Source organism: Sulfurimonas sp. (genome assembly GCF_041563035.1).
Taxonomy (GTDB): Bacteria; Campylobacterota; Campylobacteria; order Campylobacterales; family Sulfurimonadaceae; genus Sulfurimonas.
Map to the genome: position 1 here is coordinate 1 of NZ_JBFFNS010000025.1, position 20795 is coordinate 20795.

General features: G+C 34.7%; 23 protein-coding genes. 19 read left to right on the forward strand and 4 right to left on the reverse strand.

What is annotated here, in order from left to right; all coding sequences use genetic code 11:
• The first annotated feature begins 58 nt into the window (after positions 1-58).
• From rpsD to ABZC13_RS12450, 7 genes are all read left to right on the forward strand, one after another.
• Entirely contained in the window at positions 59-685 is a 627-nt protein-coding gene (rpsD, locus tag ABZC13_RS12420; protein WP_373004374.1) for a 30S ribosomal protein S4, read from the forward strand.
• A gap of 23 nt (positions 686-708) precedes the next feature.
• The gene (locus ABZC13_RS12425) at positions 709-1707 is read left to right on the forward strand and encodes a DNA-directed RNA polymerase subunit alpha (protein WP_373004377.1); all 999 of its coding nucleotides are present in this window, start codon (positions 709-711) and stop codon (positions 1705-1707) included.
• Positions 1708-1721: 14 nt separating this feature from the next.
• Positions 1722-2072 carry a 50S ribosomal protein L17 gene (gene rplQ / locus ABZC13_RS12430; RefSeq protein WP_373004381.1) on the forward strand — a complete coding sequence of 117 codons (351 nt, stop codon included), beginning with the start codon at positions 1722-1724 and terminating at the stop codon, positions 2070-2072.
• Positions 2073-2167: 95 nt separating this feature from the next.
• Positions 2168-3385, forward strand: coding sequence for an aldo/keto reductase (locus ABZC13_RS12435; RefSeq protein WP_373004384.1), 1218 nt, complete (start codon positions 2168-2170; stop codon positions 3383-3385).
• An 84-nt stretch (positions 3386-3469) separates the two neighbouring features.
• Positions 3470-3745: a NifU family protein gene (locus ABZC13_RS12440; protein WP_373004387.1), complete on the forward strand. Its 276-nt coding sequence runs from the start codon at positions 3470-3472 to the stop codon at positions 3743-3745.
• A gap of 14 nt (positions 3746-3759) precedes the next feature.
• Entirely contained in the window at positions 3760-4353 is a 594-nt protein-coding gene (locus ABZC13_RS12445; RefSeq protein WP_373004390.1) for a hypothetical protein, read from the forward strand.
• Positions 4343-5638, forward strand: a complete 1296-nt coding sequence (locus tag ABZC13_RS12450; RefSeq protein WP_373004393.1) for a UDP-N-acetylmuramoyl-L-alanyl-D-glutamate--2,6-diaminopimelate ligase — start codon at positions 4343-4345, stop codon at positions 5636-5638. Before ABZC13_RS12445 ends, ABZC13_RS12450 begins: the two co-directional genes overlap by 11 nt.
• Here the strand turns inward: ABZC13_RS12450 and ABZC13_RS12455 are convergent, their stop codons facing one another.
• Genes ABZC13_RS12455 through ABZC13_RS12465 form a run of 3 tightly spaced genes read right to left on the reverse strand, consistent with a single transcriptional unit; the run spans position 5639 to position 8180 of the window.
• Positions 5639-6403, reverse strand: coding sequence for a glycerophosphodiester phosphodiesterase (locus tag ABZC13_RS12455; RefSeq protein ID WP_373004396.1), 765 nt, complete (start codon positions 6401-6403; stop codon positions 5639-5641).
• Positions 6400-7611, reverse strand: a complete 1212-nt coding sequence (locus ABZC13_RS12460) for a 1-acyl-sn-glycerol-3-phosphate acyltransferase (protein WP_373004399.1) — start codon at positions 7609-7611, stop codon at positions 6400-6402. Before ABZC13_RS12460 ends, ABZC13_RS12455 begins: the two co-directional genes overlap by 4 nt.
• A gap of 14 nt (positions 7612-7625) precedes the next feature.
• The gene (locus ABZC13_RS12465; protein ID WP_373004402.1) at positions 7626-8180 is read right to left on the reverse strand and encodes an outer membrane beta-barrel protein; all 555 of its coding nucleotides are present in this window, start codon (positions 8178-8180) and stop codon (positions 7626-7628) included.
• 149 nt (positions 8181-8329) lie between these two features.
• Between ABZC13_RS12465 and ABZC13_RS12470 the strand changes: the two genes are divergently transcribed.
• The 10 genes from ABZC13_RS12470 (at position 8330) to ABZC13_RS12515 (ending at position 17450) form a co-directional block, all read left to right on the forward strand.
• The gene (locus tag ABZC13_RS12470; RefSeq protein WP_373004405.1) at positions 8330-8704 is read left to right on the forward strand and encodes a ferredoxin; all 375 of its coding nucleotides are present in this window, start codon (positions 8330-8332) and stop codon (positions 8702-8704) included.
• Positions 8705-8713: 9 nt separating this feature from the next.
• Positions 8714-9079, forward strand: coding sequence for an aspartate 1-decarboxylase (gene panD / locus ABZC13_RS12475; RefSeq protein WP_373004408.1), 366 nt, complete (start codon positions 8714-8716; stop codon positions 9077-9079).
• A gap of 2 nt (positions 9080-9081) precedes the next feature.
• A complete protein-coding gene (locus ABZC13_RS12480) occupies positions 9082-9408 on the forward strand; it encodes a YbaB/EbfC family nucleoid-associated protein (RefSeq protein WP_373004412.1) in 327 nt (108 codons plus the stop codon).
• The gene (locus tag ABZC13_RS12485) at positions 9409-10410 is read left to right on the forward strand and encodes a PDZ domain-containing protein (RefSeq protein ID WP_373004415.1); all 1002 of its coding nucleotides are present in this window, start codon (positions 9409-9411) and stop codon (positions 10408-10410) included. It begins immediately after the preceding gene.
• Between the two features lie 17 nt (positions 10411-10427).
• Positions 10428-11600, forward strand: coding sequence for a diguanylate cyclase domain-containing protein (locus tag ABZC13_RS12490; RefSeq protein WP_373004418.1), 1173 nt, complete (start codon positions 10428-10430; stop codon positions 11598-11600).
• Positions 11601-11641: 41 nt separating this feature from the next.
• Positions 11642-12490, forward strand: coding sequence for a polyprenyl synthetase family protein (locus tag ABZC13_RS12495; RefSeq protein ID WP_373004422.1), 849 nt, complete (start codon positions 11642-11644; stop codon positions 12488-12490).
• Between the two features lie 15 nt (positions 12491-12505).
• Entirely contained in the window at positions 12506-14425 is a 1920-nt protein-coding gene (gene tkt, locus ABZC13_RS12500; protein ID WP_373004425.1) for a transketolase, read from the forward strand.
• Between the two features lie 273 nt (positions 14426-14698).
• Complete coding sequence (locus ABZC13_RS12505) at positions 14699-16132, forward strand: cache domain-containing protein (protein ID WP_373004428.1); 1434 nt, start codon at positions 14699-14701, stop codon at positions 16130-16132.
• A 10-nt stretch (positions 16133-16142) separates the two neighbouring features.
• Positions 16143-16841 (forward strand): response regulator transcription factor, encoded by a 699-nt coding sequence (locus ABZC13_RS12510; RefSeq protein WP_373004431.1) that lies wholly within the window; start codon positions 16143-16145, stop codon positions 16839-16841.
• Between the two features lie 39 nt (positions 16842-16880).
• Positions 16881-17450, forward strand: a complete 570-nt coding sequence (locus ABZC13_RS12515; RefSeq protein WP_373004434.1) for an acetate uptake transporter — start codon at positions 16881-16883, stop codon at positions 17448-17450.
• A 10-nt stretch (positions 17451-17460) separates the two neighbouring features.
• Here ABZC13_RS12515 and ABZC13_RS12520 read toward each other — a convergent pair whose 3' ends face one another.
• Positions 17461-19014 (reverse strand): SagB/ThcOx family dehydrogenase, encoded by a 1554-nt coding sequence (locus ABZC13_RS12520; protein WP_373004437.1) that lies wholly within the window; start codon positions 19012-19014, stop codon positions 17461-17463.
• 98 nt (positions 19015-19112) lie between these two features.
• Here ABZC13_RS12520 and ABZC13_RS12525 point away from each other — a divergent pair, with 98 nt between their 5' ends.
• Together ABZC13_RS12525 and ABZC13_RS12530 are read left to right on the forward strand one after the other, a co-directional pair.
• Positions 19113-20552: a YdiU family protein gene (locus ABZC13_RS12525; protein WP_373004440.1), complete on the forward strand. Its 1440-nt coding sequence runs from the start codon at positions 19113-19115 to the stop codon at positions 20550-20552.
• Position 20553: 1 nt separating this feature from the next.
• Positions 20554-20733 (forward strand): hypothetical protein, encoded by a 180-nt coding sequence (locus ABZC13_RS12530; protein WP_373004443.1) that lies wholly within the window; start codon positions 20554-20556, stop codon positions 20731-20733.
• Positions 20734-20795: the final 62 nt, after the last annotated feature.

Here is a 20795-nt window from a genome sequence, read left to right on the forward strand (position 1 = left end):
CATTACCACACAACGGTTGTCGCGCACCTAAGCGTCGTAGAGTTTAAGGAGATTACTGATGGCAAGATATAGAGGTCCAGTAGAAAAAATCGAAAGAAGATTCGGTGTAAGCCTTAACTTAAAAGGTGAGCGTCGTTTAGCGGGTAAATCTGCATTAGAAAAAAGACCTTATGGTCCTGGTCAACATGGTCAGCGTCGTAAGAAAGTTTCTGAGTATGGTTTACAACTTAATGAAAAGCAAAAAGCAAAATTCATGTATGGTGTTTCTGAGAAACAATTCCGTGCACTGTTTGTTGAAGCAAAAAGAAGAGAAGGAAATACAGGTACAAACCTTATTACCTTAATTGAAAGCAGACTTGATAATGTAGTTTACAGAATGGGCTTTGCATCAACTCGTCGTTTCGCTCGTCAGCTTGTTACTCATGGTCACCTACTTGTAGATGGCAAAAAACTAGATATTCCTTCTTACCGTGTTAAACCTGGTCAGAAAATAGAAGTTCGTGAATCAAGCAAGAAAAACAATCAAATTGTTCGTGCTATAGAATTAACTAATCAGACTGGTTTAGCTCCATGGGTTGATATCGATGCTGAAAAAGTATTTGGAATCTTTACTCGTTTACCTGAACGTGAAGAAGTTGTTATACCTGTAGAAGAGCGTTTAATCGTTGAACTTTACTCGAAATAATAGTTAATAAAAGGCGTTAGAGAATGAAAAAAATTAAAACTACTCCACTTGCTCCTCAAGAATTTGAGGTAGAACAGATTAGTGAGAATGAAGCTAACATTATGGCATACCCTTTTGAAACAGGTTATGCTATCTCTTTGGCTCATCCACTTCGCCGTTTTTTATTAAGTAGTTCAGTTGGTTACGCACCAATTGCTATTAAAATCGAAGGTGCTAAGCATGAGTTTGATTCTGTGCGTGGTATGCTTGAAGACATTTCAGACTTTATCCTAAATCTTAAAGAGATTCGCTTTAAGCTTAAAGATGAGGCTTCTGAAGCAGAGATCAGCTACAGCTTTGCTGGTCCATGTACTATTAAAGGTGCAGACCTAAGCAATGATGAAGTTGAAGTGGTAACACCAGATGCTCCACTTGCAACTCTTAACGAGGACTCTAACTTAAACTTTGTAATCAAAATTGCACAAGGTATCGGTTATGTTCCAAGTGAAGATACTCACGATGAATTAGAAGATGGATATATAGCACTAGATGCTTATTTTACTCCTGTTCGTAGTGCAACTTACAAAATTGAGAATGTTCTTGTAGAAGACAATCCTAACTTTGAAAGAGTAATTTTAAATATTAGAACTGATGGTCAGATTTCTCCATTAGATGCATTTAAAAACTCTCTTGAAGTTATGTATGCTCAATTAGCTGTATTTAATTCTGAGATCAGCATAAAAGCTTCAACAACAATCGAACGTGTTGAAGAAAACCCTGATCTTAAAAAACTAGTAACTCATATTGATAGTTTAGGTTTAAGTGCAAGAAGTTTTAACTGTCTTGATCGCTCAAGTATTAAATTAATTGGTGAGATAGCATTAATGAGTCAAAATGACCTTAAAAATGTTAAAAACCTAGGTAAAAAGTCATATGATGAGATCGTAGATAAATTGCAAGAGTTTGGTTTTGCAGTTGGTGCTGATCTTGCAGATGATGTAATTAGTGCATTAAAAAAGAAAATAGAAGCCGCACAGGCTTAATAGAGGAATAACAGATGAGACATCGTCATGGATACCGTAAACTAGGTCGTACAAGTGCACATCGTGCTGCTTTACTTAAGAACCTTAGTATTTCGTTAATAGAACATGGTAAAATTGAAACTACTGCTATCAAAGCTAAAGAGTTACGTTCATACGTTGAAAAACTTATCACAATTGCTGGTAAGAATGACTCTAACGCTCACAGATCAGTATTCGCGGCGCTTCAAAGTAAAGAAGCAACTAAAACTTTAGTAAATGAAATAGCTCCTAAGTACGTTGATCGTGCTGGTGGATATACAAGAATTACTAGAACAAGAATCCGTCGTGGTGATGCTACGACTATGGCTTTTATAGAATTAGTATAATTGCTACTCCCTCCTAGTCCCCAAGTTTAACTTGGAGACTAGAACTAAGTTAAACTTCCCAATTCCAAAATACTTAAAATACAAAGAGAGACATTATGAGTAATTTCGCATTTGGAACTTATAGAATAAGTGATTATAATCCTCAACACATAGAAGCATTAAAAGAAGCTATTGAAGCTGGAATCACGATGATAGATACATCATCAAACTATATGGATGGTGGTGCTGAGCGAGCTATTGCACTTGCATTTAGAGAGTTTGATGAAGATGTTAAATCGAACGTAGAAATAGTTAGTAAGTTTGGATATATCCAAGGTGCTAATATGGTTAGACATAAAGATGAACCTTTCGAAGAAGTTGTAGAGTTTTCAAAAGATTGTTTTCACTCTATTTCAAAGTCTTTTATACATGATCAACTCACAGAATCACTAAATCGTTTAGAGATGCAAAGGTTAGACTGTTATCTTATACATAATCCGGAATATTATATTCTAGATGCTATTAACAGGCAAGTTGATAAAGATGATAGACTTGATGAGATGTATAGAAGACTTTACATAGCTTTTGTTGCACTTGAAGAAGAAGTTAAAAATGGTAGAATTATTTCTTATGGAATTAGCTCTAACAGTTTTTCAAAAGATCATAATTCCGATGAGTTTTTACCATACGAAGATCTGATAACAATTGCTGATAGAGCCTCAGAAGAAGTTGGAAATGATACGCATAGTTTCACAACAATTCAGCTGCCGATTAATATTCTTGAGAGAGAAGGTTTAAAATGTGCTTCATGGGCAAAAGAGAATGGGTTAAGAGTTTTAGTAAATAGACCATTAAATGCTGAATATGAAAAACTTATGTATAGATTGGCTGATTACGATGAGCCAAGAGAATATTATCATCATTTAAATGAACTGCTTGAAGTTTGTGACAATGAGATGCTTAGACCACTTTATAATTTACTAGAGGAACTTGATGCTTCAAAACATAAGTTCGGATGGATAGGTGATTATGATGCTTTCTTTTATGCTCAGATAATCCCTCATATGAGAAATTCTCTTGAAGTAATAGATGATAAAAATAAAGAGACTATGCTTAATTTTATTGATCTATTTTTTATTGAGTATAGAAAAATGGTTCTTCATGAATGTTCTAAAAACACAAGAACTCAGTTAAAAGATTTCTTCAAAGAGTGTGACTCAACTATGCAAGAATGTTCTTTAAGATTTTTAATGCAAAGAGAGAGTATAGAGTATATACTTGTAGGGATGAGAAAACCAAGCTATGTACATGAAGTTTTAGCATTAAAAGACTAAAAATAGCAAGGTAATTTAATTTTTTATGACTTGTTAAGCGATATTGTCATATTTTATGTGTATAGAATATTTAAAGGATAATAGATGATTCCATTCAGTGATGAAGAATTAATGAACCCTGTTAAGGCTTCAATTGAAAAAATACGACCTTCATTAGCATTAGACGGTGGAGATATAGACTTTATAACTGTAAAAAATGGAAATGTTTATGTTCAGTTAAAAGGTGCATGCATAGGATGTGCAAGTAGTGGCAGTACACTAAAATATGGTGTAGAAAGACAACTTAGAATGGATATTCATCCGGAATTAACAGTTGTAAATGTACCTGTAGGTATGGAAAACGATATAGATAATCTTTAAAACAAGTGAAAAAAATGAACGCTATCAGTAAACATAAAACGCTATCACAAGCTAAAGAGTACTTTAGTAAATCAGACTATAAAAATGCACTAGAGAAATTTGCAGTAGTTTTGCAAGACTTCCCTAACTCAAAAGAGGCATATAATGGTGTGATTCTTTCTGAAATGGCTCTAAGCGGTGAGGGTGGTGCTGAAGCCTTATTTGATTATTATGAAATATTAAAAGATGAAGATAAAGAGTCAGCTGATAATATTATGAGTGATATATTACAGACTATGGATGGAACGGTAGAGAAACTTAGTGAAGTATTCGCTGAACCTCTACGTGAAAGATTAGAGTTTGAAGATGGGATACTTTATCAAGATTTTAAAGCCATTTTAAACAAGGGTGCAGGGTTCAAAGAGACTTTTGAGAATATCATGTTTTCGACTCGTGTGATAATTACTCAAAAAGAAGATTTTATAGATTTTTTAGAAAACCTTATTGAACATGGTTTTGCTGAAATGGCACTTACTTACTTAGAAAATGCACTTAGTGTTTATCCCAGTGATGAGTTACTAAGAAAACTACTTAAAAAGTTGGCAAAGAGTAAAAAAAGTGAAAATTGAATTACCAAATCAAGAATATACATACATAACTGAAGACTCGTCTGAGTGTTCAGCAGATACAGCGTTTGTTTTAAGCGCTCAAAACAAAAAATACCTTCAAGATGCCAAAGATAATGGTGCTCATTCGATAATTAATATTAAAGAAATTGCTTCACTATTTGGTATCGATAAAATCAAAATAGTAGGGATTACAGGCACAAACGGTAAGACTACAACTGCTAGTGCTATTTACTCTTTCTTACTGGATTTAGGTTATAAAACTGCAATGCAAGGAACACGTGGTTTTTTCATGAATGATGAAGTTGTAGAGGGTAAATCTCTTACAACACCAAGTGTACTAAATACCTATAAACATATCTACCAAGCTGTAGAAGCAGGGTGTGAGTTTTTTATAATGGAAGTGAGTTCTCATGCGATTGTTCAGGAGCGTATAGAGGGTCTAAACTTCGAGCTAAAAATACTTACAAATATCACACAAGATCACTTAGATTATCATAAAACTATTGGTGAATATATTGCTGCAAAAAATAGTTTTTTTCAAGATGAAAGTAAAAAGCTTATAAACAAAGATGAGCCAAGAGCTGCTTTTAATATAAAAAATACTTTTACTTACGGTATAGAAAATAACGCTTCATACAAACTAATGGCATATTCGTTAAATGATGCTTCAAGCGGTATTATTCAGCATTTTCAAGAGGTAGTTCCATTTACATCATCACTTCATGGCTTCTTTAATCTTTATAATCTAATGGCGGCTATTGGTGCTGTAGATCTTTTAGTTGAAGAAAAATTGGAGAAGGTTGTTGAAGTAGTAGATAACTTTGCAGGTGTAAGTGGAAGAATGGAACAGGTTTGTGAACTTCCAAATGTAATAGTAGACTTTGCACACACTCCAGACGGGATGCAACAGGTTTTAAATGCTCTGAAAGAGAAAGAACTTCTAGTTGTATTTGGAGCCGGCGGTGATAGAGATCAACAAAAAAGACCTTTGATGGGCAGAGTTGCTGCGAGTCTTGCAAAAAAAGTTTATATTACGAGTGACAACCCAAGAAATGAAGATCCACAAGCTATTGTAGATGATATATTAGCTGGTATAGAAGACAAAAGTATTGTAAGTGTTGAGCTAAATAGAAAAAAAGCTATAGAGATGGCACTTGATGATCAAGAAGAAGGTGAAGTTGTTGTAATTCTTGGAAAAGGTGATGAAGCATTTCAGTTAATATATGATCAAAAACTGCCATTTGATGATAGAGAAGTTGTCAGAGAGCTTTTGAATATCAACTAACTACTCCAAATAATCGGTGAAAACTCCGTTCACTCCCATATCAAACAACTGTTGACGTCTTTTAGGATTGTTAACAGTGTAGATATTTACAAAAAAACCTGCATTTCTCAACTCTTTTACAGTCTTCTCATCAACAAGCTCATCGTTAAAGTGGTAGGCATCTACCTTTAGTGATTTTAGATATTTTATCAGATAATCCGGATGTTTATCTTCAACCAAGGCCGCTGTAGGTATATTTGGAGCTCTTTTTTTAAACATGCTAAGATACTCATGTCTGAATGAAGAGAGTAGAATAAACTCGCTTACATCAAAACTACTAATCTCACCAAGTACAGTTGATACGACTTGTTCATCACTAAAAGAGTCATGTAAATCTTTTATTTCAATATTGATATATTGCTTGTTTTCTCTTATAAACTCCAAGACTTTTTTAAGTGTAAGAAGTACTTCTGATCTAATGTGATTTTGATAAAACCAGCCCCCATAATCAAGCTTTGAAAGCTCTTCATAAGAAAATTTAGACACTCTATACGGTACACGCATTTTATATATCTCTTTTTCTTTTACATTAGTTGTGCGTTCTAGCGTATCATCATGCATAATAACGGCAACACCATCACTGCTTAACTGCACATCAACCTCTATAAAGTCACAATGACCCATGCTATATCTAAGTGCAGAGAGTGTATTTTCAGGATGTGAGCTGCGTGACCCTCGGTGAGCCCCGATAAGACCCGGTCGTTTAAAAAGCTCTAAGAAACTCACATCGCATCCTTTATGGTGCTTTTCACAAGGTTAGTCAACTCAGCGTAAGTCATATCATCCGGATATATTGGTTTTAGATAGGTAAGTTTAACTTTCTTTGGTCTTGGAAAGATTTTTCCACTTGGAAGAGCCTCAAAACTACCGTCGATGATGACAGGGACTATAGGAACATTGTGTGTTTTTGAGAGCATTGCAAAGAACGGTCTGAACTCCAGAAGCTCTCTGTCTCTGGTTCTGGCTCCTTCTGGGAATATAACCAGATTTTTCTTTTGCTTTAAAGGCATAGATGCATGGAGCATGGACTCTTTAAGATTTATATTTGCATCTATTAAAATAGATTGACCGTATTTGGCAATTGGGTTAAAAAATACTGTTCCGAAGACTTGTTTAAAAGCAAGAAAGAAAGTGTTTTTTAATATAGAGTATGGAAGGGTGGCTTCTATCAAAAAACCGTCCAGCATACTCTGATGCGTGGGGGCAATAATACATGAAGACACAGGTATGTTTTCTACTCCTTTTACTTCAAGTCTAAAGAAGAGTTTGAATAGTGGTAAAAGAACTGTTTTGTATGTAAACATGATAAAAGGGGAGAATATAAGCTTCTCATCATCCTCTTCTTTCAAAATATCTTCCCACTCTATTTTAGTGGGTGTTATATACTCTTTATGTTCTTTTATGTATTCATACAACTCTTCCATATGCATAATATTAGAGAAGATTTTTTCATCTATCTTGACCCCATAGCTATGTTCAACAAATACAAAAAGCTCTACATAGTTGAGTGAATCCAGCCCAAGGTCTAATTCCAGATGCGAAGAGGGTAAAATAACTGCGTCGCTCATTGTACAAAGATATGATTTTATGGTTTGGTAAAGGTTGTCGCTTGGTTCATCTTCAGAAGTCTGTATAGTTTTATTTGAAAGTTCTTGAATTGCAGTTGTGTCAAATTTTCCTGATTCTGTTTTTGGCAATGGATGAATAGAGATAAAATATCCTCGAACCTTTTGAGACTCTTCTACTTCCAAATTATAAAGCTCGACTCCGTACCAGCGGATTTCACTCTCTATGTTAATAATATGCGCTGATTTTAGTGTTTGGAAGTTGGGGTAGATAAATGCAAAAGGATGTCCATTTTCTATAGTAACAACTATCTCTTTTATAAATGGACAAAGAATTTTAATTCTTTCTTCAATATCGTGCAAGTTCATTTGCTCTTCTTTATTTAAAATCTTACGTTTAGTCCTACATACGCACCATTTAGATGAGAGTCTACATCTACAAGGATATTGCCATTTGAATCTGTTAATTTTTCGTAAGATACGTATTTATAGTCATAACCGACTTCAATATCTAAGTGTTCATTGACTGGAACAAAGAAACCAAGACCAAGGTTAAAACTGCCGTAATTTAGAGAACTTGCTTCAGCATGATTTATATCGAAGTAACCAGCACCAAACCCAGCCTTAAAGTAAGGGTTAATGAAAATATCCCAGTCAAATGCTTTAACCAGTTCAACATTCATCCCAAATTTATCACTGTCTTTTCCTGTAGTGGAAAACACATTTGCATCATTTTTAAGATAGTCGAATGAAAATTCTATTGCATATGCTTCTCTAACACCGTAACCAATCTTTAGTTTTCCCATCTCTGCCGTATTTGTTGTGCTGGCTGTATCAGAGAATGTTTCATTCATGTAACCGGCACCTACTCCCATGTATACTTTAGCATCTGAGTATAAAGATGTGATTAGCAGAGAAAATAGTAAAATCTTTTTCAAATTATTAACCTTGTTATTGTTTATATTTATAGTGTGAATTATAGCTAAAAAGTTGCTATTTAGCTTAAAAAAACAAACTTGTTTTTGTGTATGATATTTTATATGTATATTTTAGTTATAATTCCGTTAAAAATTTAAGGATAAAATTTATGGGAATCCCTCAACCGGCATTTTATATGTTCAAGTGTGAGCAATCAGCTCCTCCAGGCATGCCAAAACCATCATGTGTTACACCTCAAACTCAGGATCTTTTTCAGTACCTTGCTCAAAAATTAATGCAAGAAGGAATTATGGGAACAGTTCAACCTATCCGTACTTCTTGTATGAATCGTTGCTCTTCAGGCCCAGTTATGCTAGTTGAACCGGGACATACTATGTATGCAGGTCTTACTAAAGAAAAAATTGATAAAATAGTATCAGAGCATATTATTGGTGGAAACGTAGTTTCTGAATATGTAATCGATTCTGAGCAGTGGGACAATCCAATAACTCCTGCTGATATGAAAAAACAAATGGGAATGTAGGAAAAGTAGATGACTATAGAGATGTTGTACAGCAAAATCCATCGTGCTACTGTTACAGATGCTAACTTAAACTATGTTGGTTCTATTACGATAGATGAAGAGCTTTTAGAAGCTGCAAAGATGAGGGTTGGACAAAAAGTTGAGATTTTAAATGTCAACAATGGTGAAAGATTTTCAACATATATTATCTTAGGCGAAAGAGGCAAAAGAGATATCTGTTTAAATGGTGCGGCTGCTAGAAAAGTTCACAAGGGAGATAAAGTAATTATAGTTGCATATGCAACTTATGATGAAAAAGATCTAGAGACTTACCAGCCGAAAGTTGTTATCTTAGATGACAATAACGATATTGATTACGTAGCGGATAGTATCTAGTAATGTTCGGTAATATTGGTGATATGAGTAAAATGCTTGAAGGTATGCAAGAAAATGCTGCCAAGCTTCAGGCTGAACTAGAATCTAAAACTTTTAGTGTAAAAAGTGGCGGAGGAATGATTGAGCTCAGTGTCAATGGAAAGGGTGAAGTGATAGATTTAATAATCGATGACTCAATGATGAATGACAAAGACTCACTTCAAATATTACTTATAGGCGCTATGAACGACGCTAATAAAATGGTTCAACAAAACCAGCAGAACAGTGCTATGGGAGCACTAAGTGGCATGGGCGGATTGGGCGGAATGAACCCTTTTGGATCAAAATAAATGTTTAGGCTATTTTTAGCTCTAAACTTTCTTCTTTTAAATCTTTTCGCTTGTAAAGGCGGATATGAATCTTGTAAACTTAAAATTACTCACTCACAAGCTATTCAAAACAAAACACTTCAAATCCCAGTTTTAGAAAATAAAAGAGTAGTCTTTTCAAAATATATTCCAAATGCAAAGGTTATAAAATATGACCCTTTTCTTTCTCTATATCTGATTGATGATAGAAAAAAATTCAAACATCCTTTTAAAATAAATAATCATCTTTCACTTGGTGTAGCATCTGTAGATAAAAAAAGAGCGATAGAAGGAAAAGTAGTTAAAAAGCAGATCGGCTTAAATAGTTTTGCAAGCTTTAGTGAAAAAATAGACACACCTTCTCTTCTGTTAAATAGCTGTTGTGCCTTGGAAGGAATAGTTACTCCTCAAGGGATAATAGAAAAAGAGTATGTAGAGAGATTTTTAAAGAGTAAATCCATTGACTATGGTGATATTGGAATAAGAGTAGAAGATAAAAAAAAGCAAATCATTATTAAAAGAGTAAACCCTTTTATTGAAGACAATCCATTTGTAGAAGGTGACTCTATAGTGGGTTTAAATGGTGAAAAAGTCAGAGATAGTGCTACATTTATGAGAAAGATATTGTTTTCAAAAATAGGCTCTTATCATAAGATTAAAGTAAAAAGAGCCTCAAAAAATGTATACTTTAAAGTACAGGTACAAAAGAGATATGGCGGCGGATATATCAGTGATACCTTTTTAGAACAAAAAGGAATTTATTTTAGTCATAATCTAACTGTAATGAAAATAGCTAACGAGTTTAAAGGTTATGGACTTAAAGTCGGAGATAGACTTATGCAGGTAAATGGTACAAAAGTAAGCAATATAGCCGATATTAGAGAACATATAAGTGACTTTAAATATTTTGCCTCTCTTTTATTTGAGAGAGATCACTTTCAATTTTTTGTAAATATCAAGGGTAAAGTGAGAAGTAAGAAGTAAGTTGAGAAGGGGAAGTTTTGCTTGAAATTGGTAAAAAATGTCTAGAAGCCTGTATTAATATAGGTGCCTTGCCAACTGATAGTGAATCCCAGCGTCTTAAAAAAGCTTCGTTAACTATGGTTCCTCTTATTGTTGGCCCTACTGCCTTAGTTTGGGGACTTCTATATATTTATTTAGATCATTATCTATCTGCATTTATTCCACTCTCTTACAGTCTTATATCTCTATACAACTTGTGGCATCTGAATAAGACAAAAGATATTGTCTTATTGCAAAAAATACAGATGATACTTGTGCTTATTTTACCATTCCTTCTTATGTGGTCTCTAGGTGGCTTTGCCCTTGGAAGCTTCGTTATGATATGGGCATTCTTCGCTCCTATAGCAGCACTTACCTATGAAGAGAGTGAAAAAGCGCTCCCTTGGTTTCATGCTTTTATGTCTCTTGTTGTTGTTTCTGCAGTCATTGATCAAACACTTATAGAAAACCATACGACTTTTATGCCTCAAATTGCAGTGGAGTTGTTTTTTCTTTTAAATATATCAGTTGGATTATCTGGAATTTATTTTTTGATAAAATATTTTATTGATCAAAAAGAGAAAAATGCTAATACTAAACTAGAAGCAAAGCATGAAAAACTTTTGGTGACCACTGTCCAACTAGAAAAAGCAAATGAAAAGTTAAAATATCGTGCACATCACGATGAGCTAACAGATATACCAAACAGATATCTTCTAAAAGAAGAACTTGTTAAACTGACCGCTTATGCTATTCGCCATAAGCACTCAGTTGCTTTACTATTTATAGATCTCGACGGTTTTAAAGAAGTTAATGATAATTATGGACATGCCAAAGGTGATGAAGTTTTACAAACTGTTGCAAGTAGAATAAAGTCTTTACTCCGTAAAGAGGATATCATTGCAAGAATAGGTGGTGATGAATTTGCTGTTGCCATAGGAGCTTTAAACGATTTAGTATATGTTGAGAAGGTTGCAAAACGAATTATTGTGGAGGTAAGTAAAGACTATGAAGGTCTACCAGCATCTTCAGTAGGTGCTAGTATTGGCATAAGTGTTTTTCCTAAACACACAACTAATATTGATTCATTATTTAACTATGCCGATAAAGCTATGTACAGTATTAAAAAGTCTTCAAAAAATGATTTTATGATTTACAGTGAAAGTGTATAGAAATTAATAGTCATTTAACAAGAGTACATATATAATTTCACATGCAAAATTTTGAGACATTTTTATTAGAGAATTTACCAACATCAAAGAGTATTCACCCTACTTATGAGAAAGCCCTTCAGCAGATGCTAATCGCTGGAGGAAAAAGGTTTAGACCTGCTCTTCTTCTTGGTGTTGTCAGTGCATATAACTCTCTTATGTTAGATGGAGCTAGACATGCTGCTTACGCAGTTGAACTACTACACACTTACTCCCTTATTCATGACGACCTACCTTCTATGGATGACTCTCCTCTTCGTAGAGGGGAGCCTACGCTGCATGTGCTTTATGATGAAGTAACAGCAATACTCGCAGGAGATGCTCTCAATACTTACTCTTTTGAAGTTTTAAGCCAAGCTCCATTTTCAGACTACACACGAGTAAAACTCATCCAAGAGTTGGCAAAAAACGGCGGATTAAACGGAATGGTTTTAGGTCAAGCGATTGACTGTTATTTTGAAAACAAACCACTCAATGTTGCAGACATTAAAATCTTACACACAAACAAAACAGCAAAACTTATAGCAGCTTCACTAAAAATGGGAGCTATTATAGTAGGACGTGAAGAATTAGGTGAAAAACTTTATGATTTTGGAATCAAACTTGGACTTCTTTTTCAAATCCAAGATGATATTTTAGATGTTACACAAAGCTCTGAAGAAGCAGGAAAGTTAACTAATAATGATGAAGATAAAAACAGCTTTGTTACTATTTTAGGACTTGATGTGGCAATGAGTGAAGCAAATACATTAGCAGATGAACTTAGCAATGAGTTGAACAGTTTTGATGATAACTTACAAAATGAGCTATCTCCACTACTAACAAAATATATAAACAGACATAAAAACTAAAACAGGAATATAGATATGAGTAATGTAATGCGTCAAAAGATGGCCGATTCAATAAGATTTTTAGCAGCAGATATGGTTCAAGCGGCAAATTCAGGTCACCCAGGTGCACCAATGGGTCTTGCAGATATTGCTGTAGTTCTTAGTGAGCATATGAATCACAACCCTAAAAACCCAGAGTGGTTAAACCGTGACAGATTGGTTTTTTCAGGTGGTCATGGTACAGGTCTTATCTACTCACTTTACTATCTTTGGGGATACGGTTTAGAGATCGATGATCTTAAAAACTTTCGTCAGTTAGACTCTAAGACTCCTGGGCATCCAGAGTTTGGTCACACTGCAGGTATCGAGATTACTACCGGTCCTTTAGGTCAGGGTATAGCTAATGCTGTCGGTTTTTCTATGGCTTCAAAATTTGTTGGTTCTCAGGTAAACTCTGAGACAGCAGAACTGATTGACCATAACGTTTACTGTCTATGTGGTGATGGCGATTTAGAAGAAGGTATATCTTATGAGGCTTGTTCTATTGCTGGACACAACAAACTGGATAATCTTATTCTTATCTATGATTCGAATCGTATTACTATCGAGGGTTCAACTGACTTGAGTATATCAGAAGATATCCGTGGTCGTTTCGAATCTCAGGGTTGGGATGTTTTAGAGTGTGACGGTCATAACTTTGATGAGATAGACGCTTCTATCACTACCGCAAAATCAAATACTAAACCAACTATCATTATTGCTAACACTATCATTGCTAAGGGTGCTGGTAAGTTAGAAGGTTCTCACCATTCTCACGGTGCGCCTCTTGGAGATGATGTTATTGCTCAAGCTAAAACTGATGCAGGATTCGATCCAGAGAAAAAATTCTTTGTTGATGAAGATGTAATGGCTCGTTTTAGATGTGCCATTGAAGATGGTGACTTAGTTGAGCGTGAATGGATTCACAGACAAAAAACTCTTCCACTTATGGAGCAAAACGAAGCTTTAGCAGCACTTCAAAACCCTGATTTCTCTCGTATTGATTACCCTACGTTTGAAAAAGCAGATGCTACTCGTAGTACTAACGGTAAAATTATGAATGCTATCGCTCGAGGGATTCCTAGTTTCTTAGGTGGTTCAGCTGATCTTAGTCCATCAAACAAGACTAATCTAAACGACATGGGTGTTTATCCAAAAGGTAGAAATATCTACTTCGGTATTCGTGAACACGCAATGAGCTCAATCGTAAATGCAATGGCACTTTATGGTCCTCTTATGCCTTTCTCAGCTACATTCTTTGTATTTTCAGATTATTTAAAACCTGCTGCTCGTATTGCAGCGCTTACTGGTATCCAGCAGTTCTTTATCTGGACTCACGATAGTATTGGTGTGGGTGAAGACGGTCCGACTCACCAACCTATTGAGCATCTTTCACAATTCCGTGCTTTACCAAACTTCTACGTTTGGAGACCGGCTGATGGTGCTGAAAATGTTGAGGCATGGAAAGTAGCTCTGCAAATGAGTAAATCTCCATCTGCATTTGTATGTTCTCGTCAAAATCTTTCAGTTCTTCCAACTCCGGCAGTTGGTGAGATATCTAAGGGTGGTTACTTATTAGCTACTGATGAAAATGCTGTGATTACTCTTATGGCTTCTGGTTCTGAAGTAGAACTTGCTCTTAAAGTTAAAGAGACACTAAACGGCATGGATGTTCCAGTGAATGTTGTATCTGTTCCTTGTTATGATCTTTTCATAGAACAAGATGCTTCTTACATCTCTTCTATCATCAAAGAGGGAACTAAGACAGTAGCTATTGAAGCGGCTCGTGGCTTAGAGTGGTACAGATTTGCTGATACAGTTATCGGTATGGATACTTTTGGTGCATCTGCTCCTGCAGAACAATTGTTTGAGAAATTTGGTTTCTCTGTAGATTCTATTTTAGAGAAAATAAAATAATTATAATTTTGCACACTCTATAAGCTATGGAGTGTGTATTCTAATCTCATTAATAAAGAGAGTCATTACATTGAAAATTATAATAATTGTAATATTGATGGATCTTTTTATCTTTGCTACATCTCTCATCTTTGTTGATAATGAACGTCAAGCATTAGACCAACAAAATCAAGAATACCATATGGATAGATACGGGTACGATTGGAAAATTCACTAGTAGTGTAACTCTTTCACCTTCTTCAACTTTTATATGTTTGTCAGTATAATGCGACTATGCAAAGACAAAATGAAAAAAAACTATTAAATATTATCAAAATAGTTCCACTTATAATGCTAACCCTTTTTTCAGTAACTACAACAACTTTAATGATTCAATACAATAATAAGCAACTTCAAAAAGAGATGATTTTTTTAAAAAATGATTATATAAATTTACAAAGAGAGATAATTAAAAAAGAAGTTCACAAAGTTCATGCGATGATTAACTATGAGTATAAGCATCTTACGAGTAAAGAAGATATATTAAAAAAAATAGAGTCTATGAAATATGATAAAAACGGATATATATTTATCATTGATTATGAAGGAAATTTTTTAATAAATATAGAAAAAAGCTTCATTGAAAAGAATCAAATAAACTTAAAAGATGAAACTGGTTTTATGATAACAAAAGAGATTATCAAAGTTGCTAAAGAGAAGGAAGGTTATCTTTCTTACATCGGTCTACTTGGAACACATCATACTCACAGTGAAAAAATATCTTACATTAAAGGTTTTGACACTTGGCAATGGGCTATCGGATATGGTTTTCATCCAAGTGATATAGAACCTAAAATATTAAAGAGAAAACAGGAACTGCAAGAGATAAATGATGAGCTTGTTAAAAAGATTTTATTTACTAATATTATATTGACTTCTATATTTATAATGCTTTTTGTATTGTTCTCAAAAAACATTGAAAAAAGGTTTAATAACTATAAAAAGAGAATACAGAAGAAAGAGGAGAAAAATAGAGAAAAAGATGAGATAATATTTCATCAGTCTAAAATGGCAACTATTGGTGAACTGTTAAATATTATCTCACACCAGTGGAGACAGCCACTTGCACAAATAAATGCGATAACTCTTGATATGTATATGGATAAAAAGCAAGATATGCTTGGAGAAAAAGAGTTAAAAAAAGCTATTGCTGATATAGAGACAACTACGCAGTATTTATCCGATACTATAGATGATTTTAGCAGATTTTTTGTTCAAGAAAAAGAGAAGGTGAATTTTTCTCCTAAAGTTGCAATCGAGGAGTGTATAAATATACTATCACCGTCACTTAAACATGTAGATATAAAGGTAAATATTTTAAAAGATGCAAAGATAAATAGTTATATCACACTTTACCAGCAAGTTATACTTACAATTATTACAAACTCTTTAGATGCATTTGCATCTCAAAAGATTGAAAATCCAAAAATAGAGATAGAAGTTGATGAAAGAGACAACAAATCATATGTAAGCATCTCAGATAATGCTAATGGAATAGAGAGTGAAAATATAGACAAAGTGTTTGATCTATACTTTAGTACGAAAAATGATAAAAAAGTCAGTGGTCTAGGTCTCTATATAGCTAAACAGATTATCCATAAGAACATGGCTGGTAATATTATGCTTAAAAACAGAAACAATGGTGTTACATTCATCATATGTGTTTAAGGGAAAATTTATGAATCAGAATAAGTTCTCAATTCTTTACGCAGAAGATGATGAAAGAATTAGAGAGAAATATGCAAAGTTTTTGAGACTCTATTTTAAAGATGTCTATGAAGCGACTAATGGGCAAGAAGCTTTAGAGTTGTATGAAGAAAATAAACCTGATGTCATTATACTTGACATTAATATGCCGGTAGTTAATGGTTTAGAAGTTGCAAAAATCATAAGAAGAAGAGATAAAGAGACACAACTAATAATACTAAGTGCATACTCAGATAGAGAAAAGTTACTTGCAGCTACTGAGTTACTACTTACAAAATATCTAGTAAAGCCAATACAGAGTTTTGAACTAGAAGAGATAATTGTTAAATGTATACATAACCTGCAAGCTCGCGATGATAAAGAAAGTTTACTATATTTAGATGGTGATTTTATATGGAGTAAAGAGGAAGAGACTCTGTCAAAAGGTAATGTTATTTTTAAACTTACGCAAAAAGAGTTGCTGTTACTAAAACTATTTTGCTCAAAACCTAATCTTACTTTCTCAAATATTGATATTTTAAACTATGTTTGGGAAGATGATATTCAGAGTGACTTTAACACAAATAAACTAAGAATAGTCTTTTCAAAACTAAAAACAAAACTCTCTTTTAACCTCTTCTCTTCCCAATATAACGTAGGTTACAAGATTAATCAAAAAAGAAACATTTGAGAAACATTCTTCATATATAATTTTCTCCAAAGGGAAATTATGACTCAAGAACTAGCACAACAAGAATTTACAGCGAATCCTGCACCATTAGGTCTAATGGGCTTTGGTATGACAACAGTTTTACTAAATCTACACAATACAGGATTATTTACATTAGGTACGATGATTTTAGCTATGGGAATTTTCTATGGTGGATCAGCACAGATAATAGCAGGAATTATGGAGTGGAAAAAAGGTAATACTTTTGCGACTACTGCATTTATATCTTATGGTTTTTTCTGGCTTACTTTAGTTGGTTTACTTCTACTGCCAAAACTTGGTCTTGGAGTTGCACCGGACAACTCTGCAATGGTTGCATTTTTAGTTATGTGGGGATTATTTACAGCAGTAATGTTTATTGCTACATTAAAGTTATCAAGAGCACTGCAATTTGTATTTGCATCTTTAACTATATTATTTTTTCTACTAGCTATTGGAGACGCACTACACAGTCCTCTTATTAAACAGATTGCAGGTTATGAAGGTATTATATGTGGAGCATCTGCTATATATGCAGGTCTGGCACAAGTTATAAATGAAGTGTATGAAAAAGAGATTCTTCCTCTTTAGTCATACCTTTTTAGTCGTAGGCTGGTCGTGTCATTATGCGACTGTCCACATAACCACGTCCTACAGTAAAGTGGTATAAAACCTGATAGCGATTATTTTTAAGTCCAAGCAGTCTATGCATATCATCATCTAAGAAACATCCTATCCCAGTTCCAGAGAGTCCCATAGAAGTTGCCTCTAAATATAGTTGTTGACCAATAGCACCACACTCCCAGTAAAGTTCTTTATATCTGTGTGCTCCATACTTTTGTAGTTGGTCTGTAAAGTTACACAACATTCCAAGACTGAATGCTCCATCACTTGCTATGTCCTGAGAACAGCTTATGGCTTTTGAGGTTGCACAAAGGTCTCTTGTCTGAAGCAGGTAGAGATGCTCAAACTCTGTATGACTCCAACGAAATTTAGCGTCCATTTCTTTTTCCAAGTCATCCCTGTCTCTATAGTTTCGCACTAAAATATATAGACCAGATTGATAACCCTCAACCTGATGTACAAAGATCGCCAAATGAGAAGAGTTCTCTTTTGCATCTTGAGAATCTAAAATACTAGATAGCATATTGTGAAATTGCTCTTTTGTTATAGTAGACATATCCTTTTGCATCACATGAACGCTTCGTCTGTTTAGAACTACGTCTTTTGACTCTCTACTTGGAGTTCTTGTTGTCTCACTTCTTAGAGTCGTTGGCTGAGGGATTTGTGCATCTGATGTTGCTTCTTCTATTGCGGGGATGATATCCCACTTTTGCATGGATGGACTTAGTTTATTCGCTATACCTTCAAACTTTAGTGGAACACTCCCTACCAGTGCATTTATTGATAGTTTTGGGTTTACATCTTGTGGTGAGATAACAAAAAGCATATCTGGATTTTCATCTTCAAAAAATCTTGTCTTTTGAGTGAGACCTAGTAGAGTAGAGATGTCAGCATCGCTTACGCTGTCTAGTCTATTTACTTTCCATCCCAGCATCTTCGCAGATACTACAAAGGCCTGCCACGCATGTCCAGCATCTAACTGTGTATAGCGAAATGCACGCTCCCCATATTTCCAAACTTCACGCCATGAGATGCTAGATAGACCCACTATGAAACTTCCCTCCGGCAGTTTTTTCCAGAATGATGTCTCAAAACTTGCAAGTTCTTCTAAGGCATGATCTTTTGGTCTGTAGTGATAGATGCTACTTTTACCAACTTGCTCTTGCATAAGAGGAGGAAGCACAAGATAAGTCTCAGTCGGATGCAGGTTTCCACTAGAAGCATTACATCTTACTGCCCAAGAACTACCGCCAGATTCTTTGTAAGCAGCTAGACCCATAGAGAACTGCAAAAGCTGAGAGATAGACTCTTTGAGAACTGGGGCTGATGGTAGCTCTGCATCTAGCAGATGATATGGTGGAGTTGAGTTTTGTATTGCTAAAGGCAGCTTTATAGTTTTAGCTCCGTTGTAAACTCTAAATGGGTCGGGTTGCGTACTCCAGTCCATGTAGCCAAGCGAGCGAGCATATTTATGTTGAGCATGTTTTGTAGTTTCGTGGTACTCATATACCATCTGTAGTGATTTATTCATGCAAGTAGTTTAATAAACTATTCTTAAATCGTACTACAGAAAAAAGTTTATTTTTTTTATATAGGTTTTTTTAATAAGGCTAATGTTAAAACCTGACTATGAAAATATCACAATTAAAACTCACCACTCCATATAGAGAACTTGATCCTATATTTTTTGATGAAGTAGAACCGACACCACTTAAAGATCCTTTCCTAATCTCTGCATCTAAAGATGCTGCAAAACTCTTAGGAGTAGATGAGGATATAACTAAAGATGAAAATCTAGTAGATATACTAAACGGCAATTATAAACTAGAAGGTTCAGATACCTTTGCCATGTGTTATGCAGGTCATCAATTTGGTAATTTTGTTTATCGTTTAGGAGATGGACGTGCTATAAATCTTGGTAAGGTAAATGGTCAAAACCTACAGCTAAAAGGTTCCGGTCTTACTCTATACTCCCGTATGGGTGACGGCAGGGCAGTTTTGCGCTCATCTATTCGTGAGTATCTAATGAGTGAAGCTATGCATGGTCTTGGCATTGAGACTTCACGTGCACTTGCCCTTATAGGAAGTGATACCGATATAGCAAGGCAGGAATGGGAAAAGGGTGCTATAGTCCTTCGTCTTTCTCCTACTTGGGTTCGTTTTGGTACATTTGAGTACTTTAACTTTAGAGGCGACCATGACAAGGTTCAAAAACTTGCAGACTATGTCATAGATGAATCATTCCCTCATCTAAAAGATGTAGAGGGAATGTACGTGAAGATGTATGAAGAGATAGTTAGAAATACAGCGATTACTATTGCCAGATGGCAGAGTGTAGGTTTTAACCATGGAGTTATGAACACTGACAATATGTCCATAGATGGAAGAACGATAGACTACGGACCTTTCGCATTTTTGGATGATTATGAGTCTGGTTATGTTTGTAATCATACAGATGTAGATGGTCGCTACAGTTTTAAAAACCAACCCGGCATCGCTCACTGGAACCTGCATAAACTTGCAGTGGCATTATCATCGATAGTAAATCATGACAGAGCTTTAGAGATCTTAGATAAGACCTTTGGTACTAGCTATGAAGAAGAGTATCTAAGCATCATGTATAACAAGATGGGACTGTATGCCAAAGATGAAAAAGACATAGAACTCTTTAAGTGGATGCTGGGTTCTTTAGAGAGTGCGACTATAGACTATACTCTCTTTTTTAGAACACTCTCTGCTTATGATGGAGATAAAAAAAGTATCTTAGATATGGCAGTGTTTCAGACACCGCTTAGTGAATGGCTGGAAGCTTATGATGAGAGACTCAAAAAAGAGACTCTGAGTAAAGAGGAAAGACACACGCAGATGCTGGGGGTTAATCCAAAATACATCTTGAAAAATCATATCTTGCAAGAGGCTATAGAAAAAGCACAACAGGGAGAGTACTCGATGATTGATGAATTACTCATAGTTGCTCACAGTCCATTTGAAGAGCATCTAGAGTTGGAGCATCTGGCTAAAGCAACACCTCTAAAGTCAAAAAACATCAAGCTAAGTTGTTCTTCTTAATATGAAAACAGAATATAAAACAATAGAGAGCTTGGTGAGTTCAAATGAAAAGCTTGTAGAAATAGAGCTAATGGTAACACCAGAAGAGTTGAAAATATTTGCAGCTTATTGTATAAAAAACGATATCAAGTTTAATGACTGGATTCGTAAACTTGCGTATGATGATTTGTCAAAAAGATAAAGCTTATTCAGATTAACTTTAATAACATTGATATATAATCAGAGCAATTATAAATTAGAAGG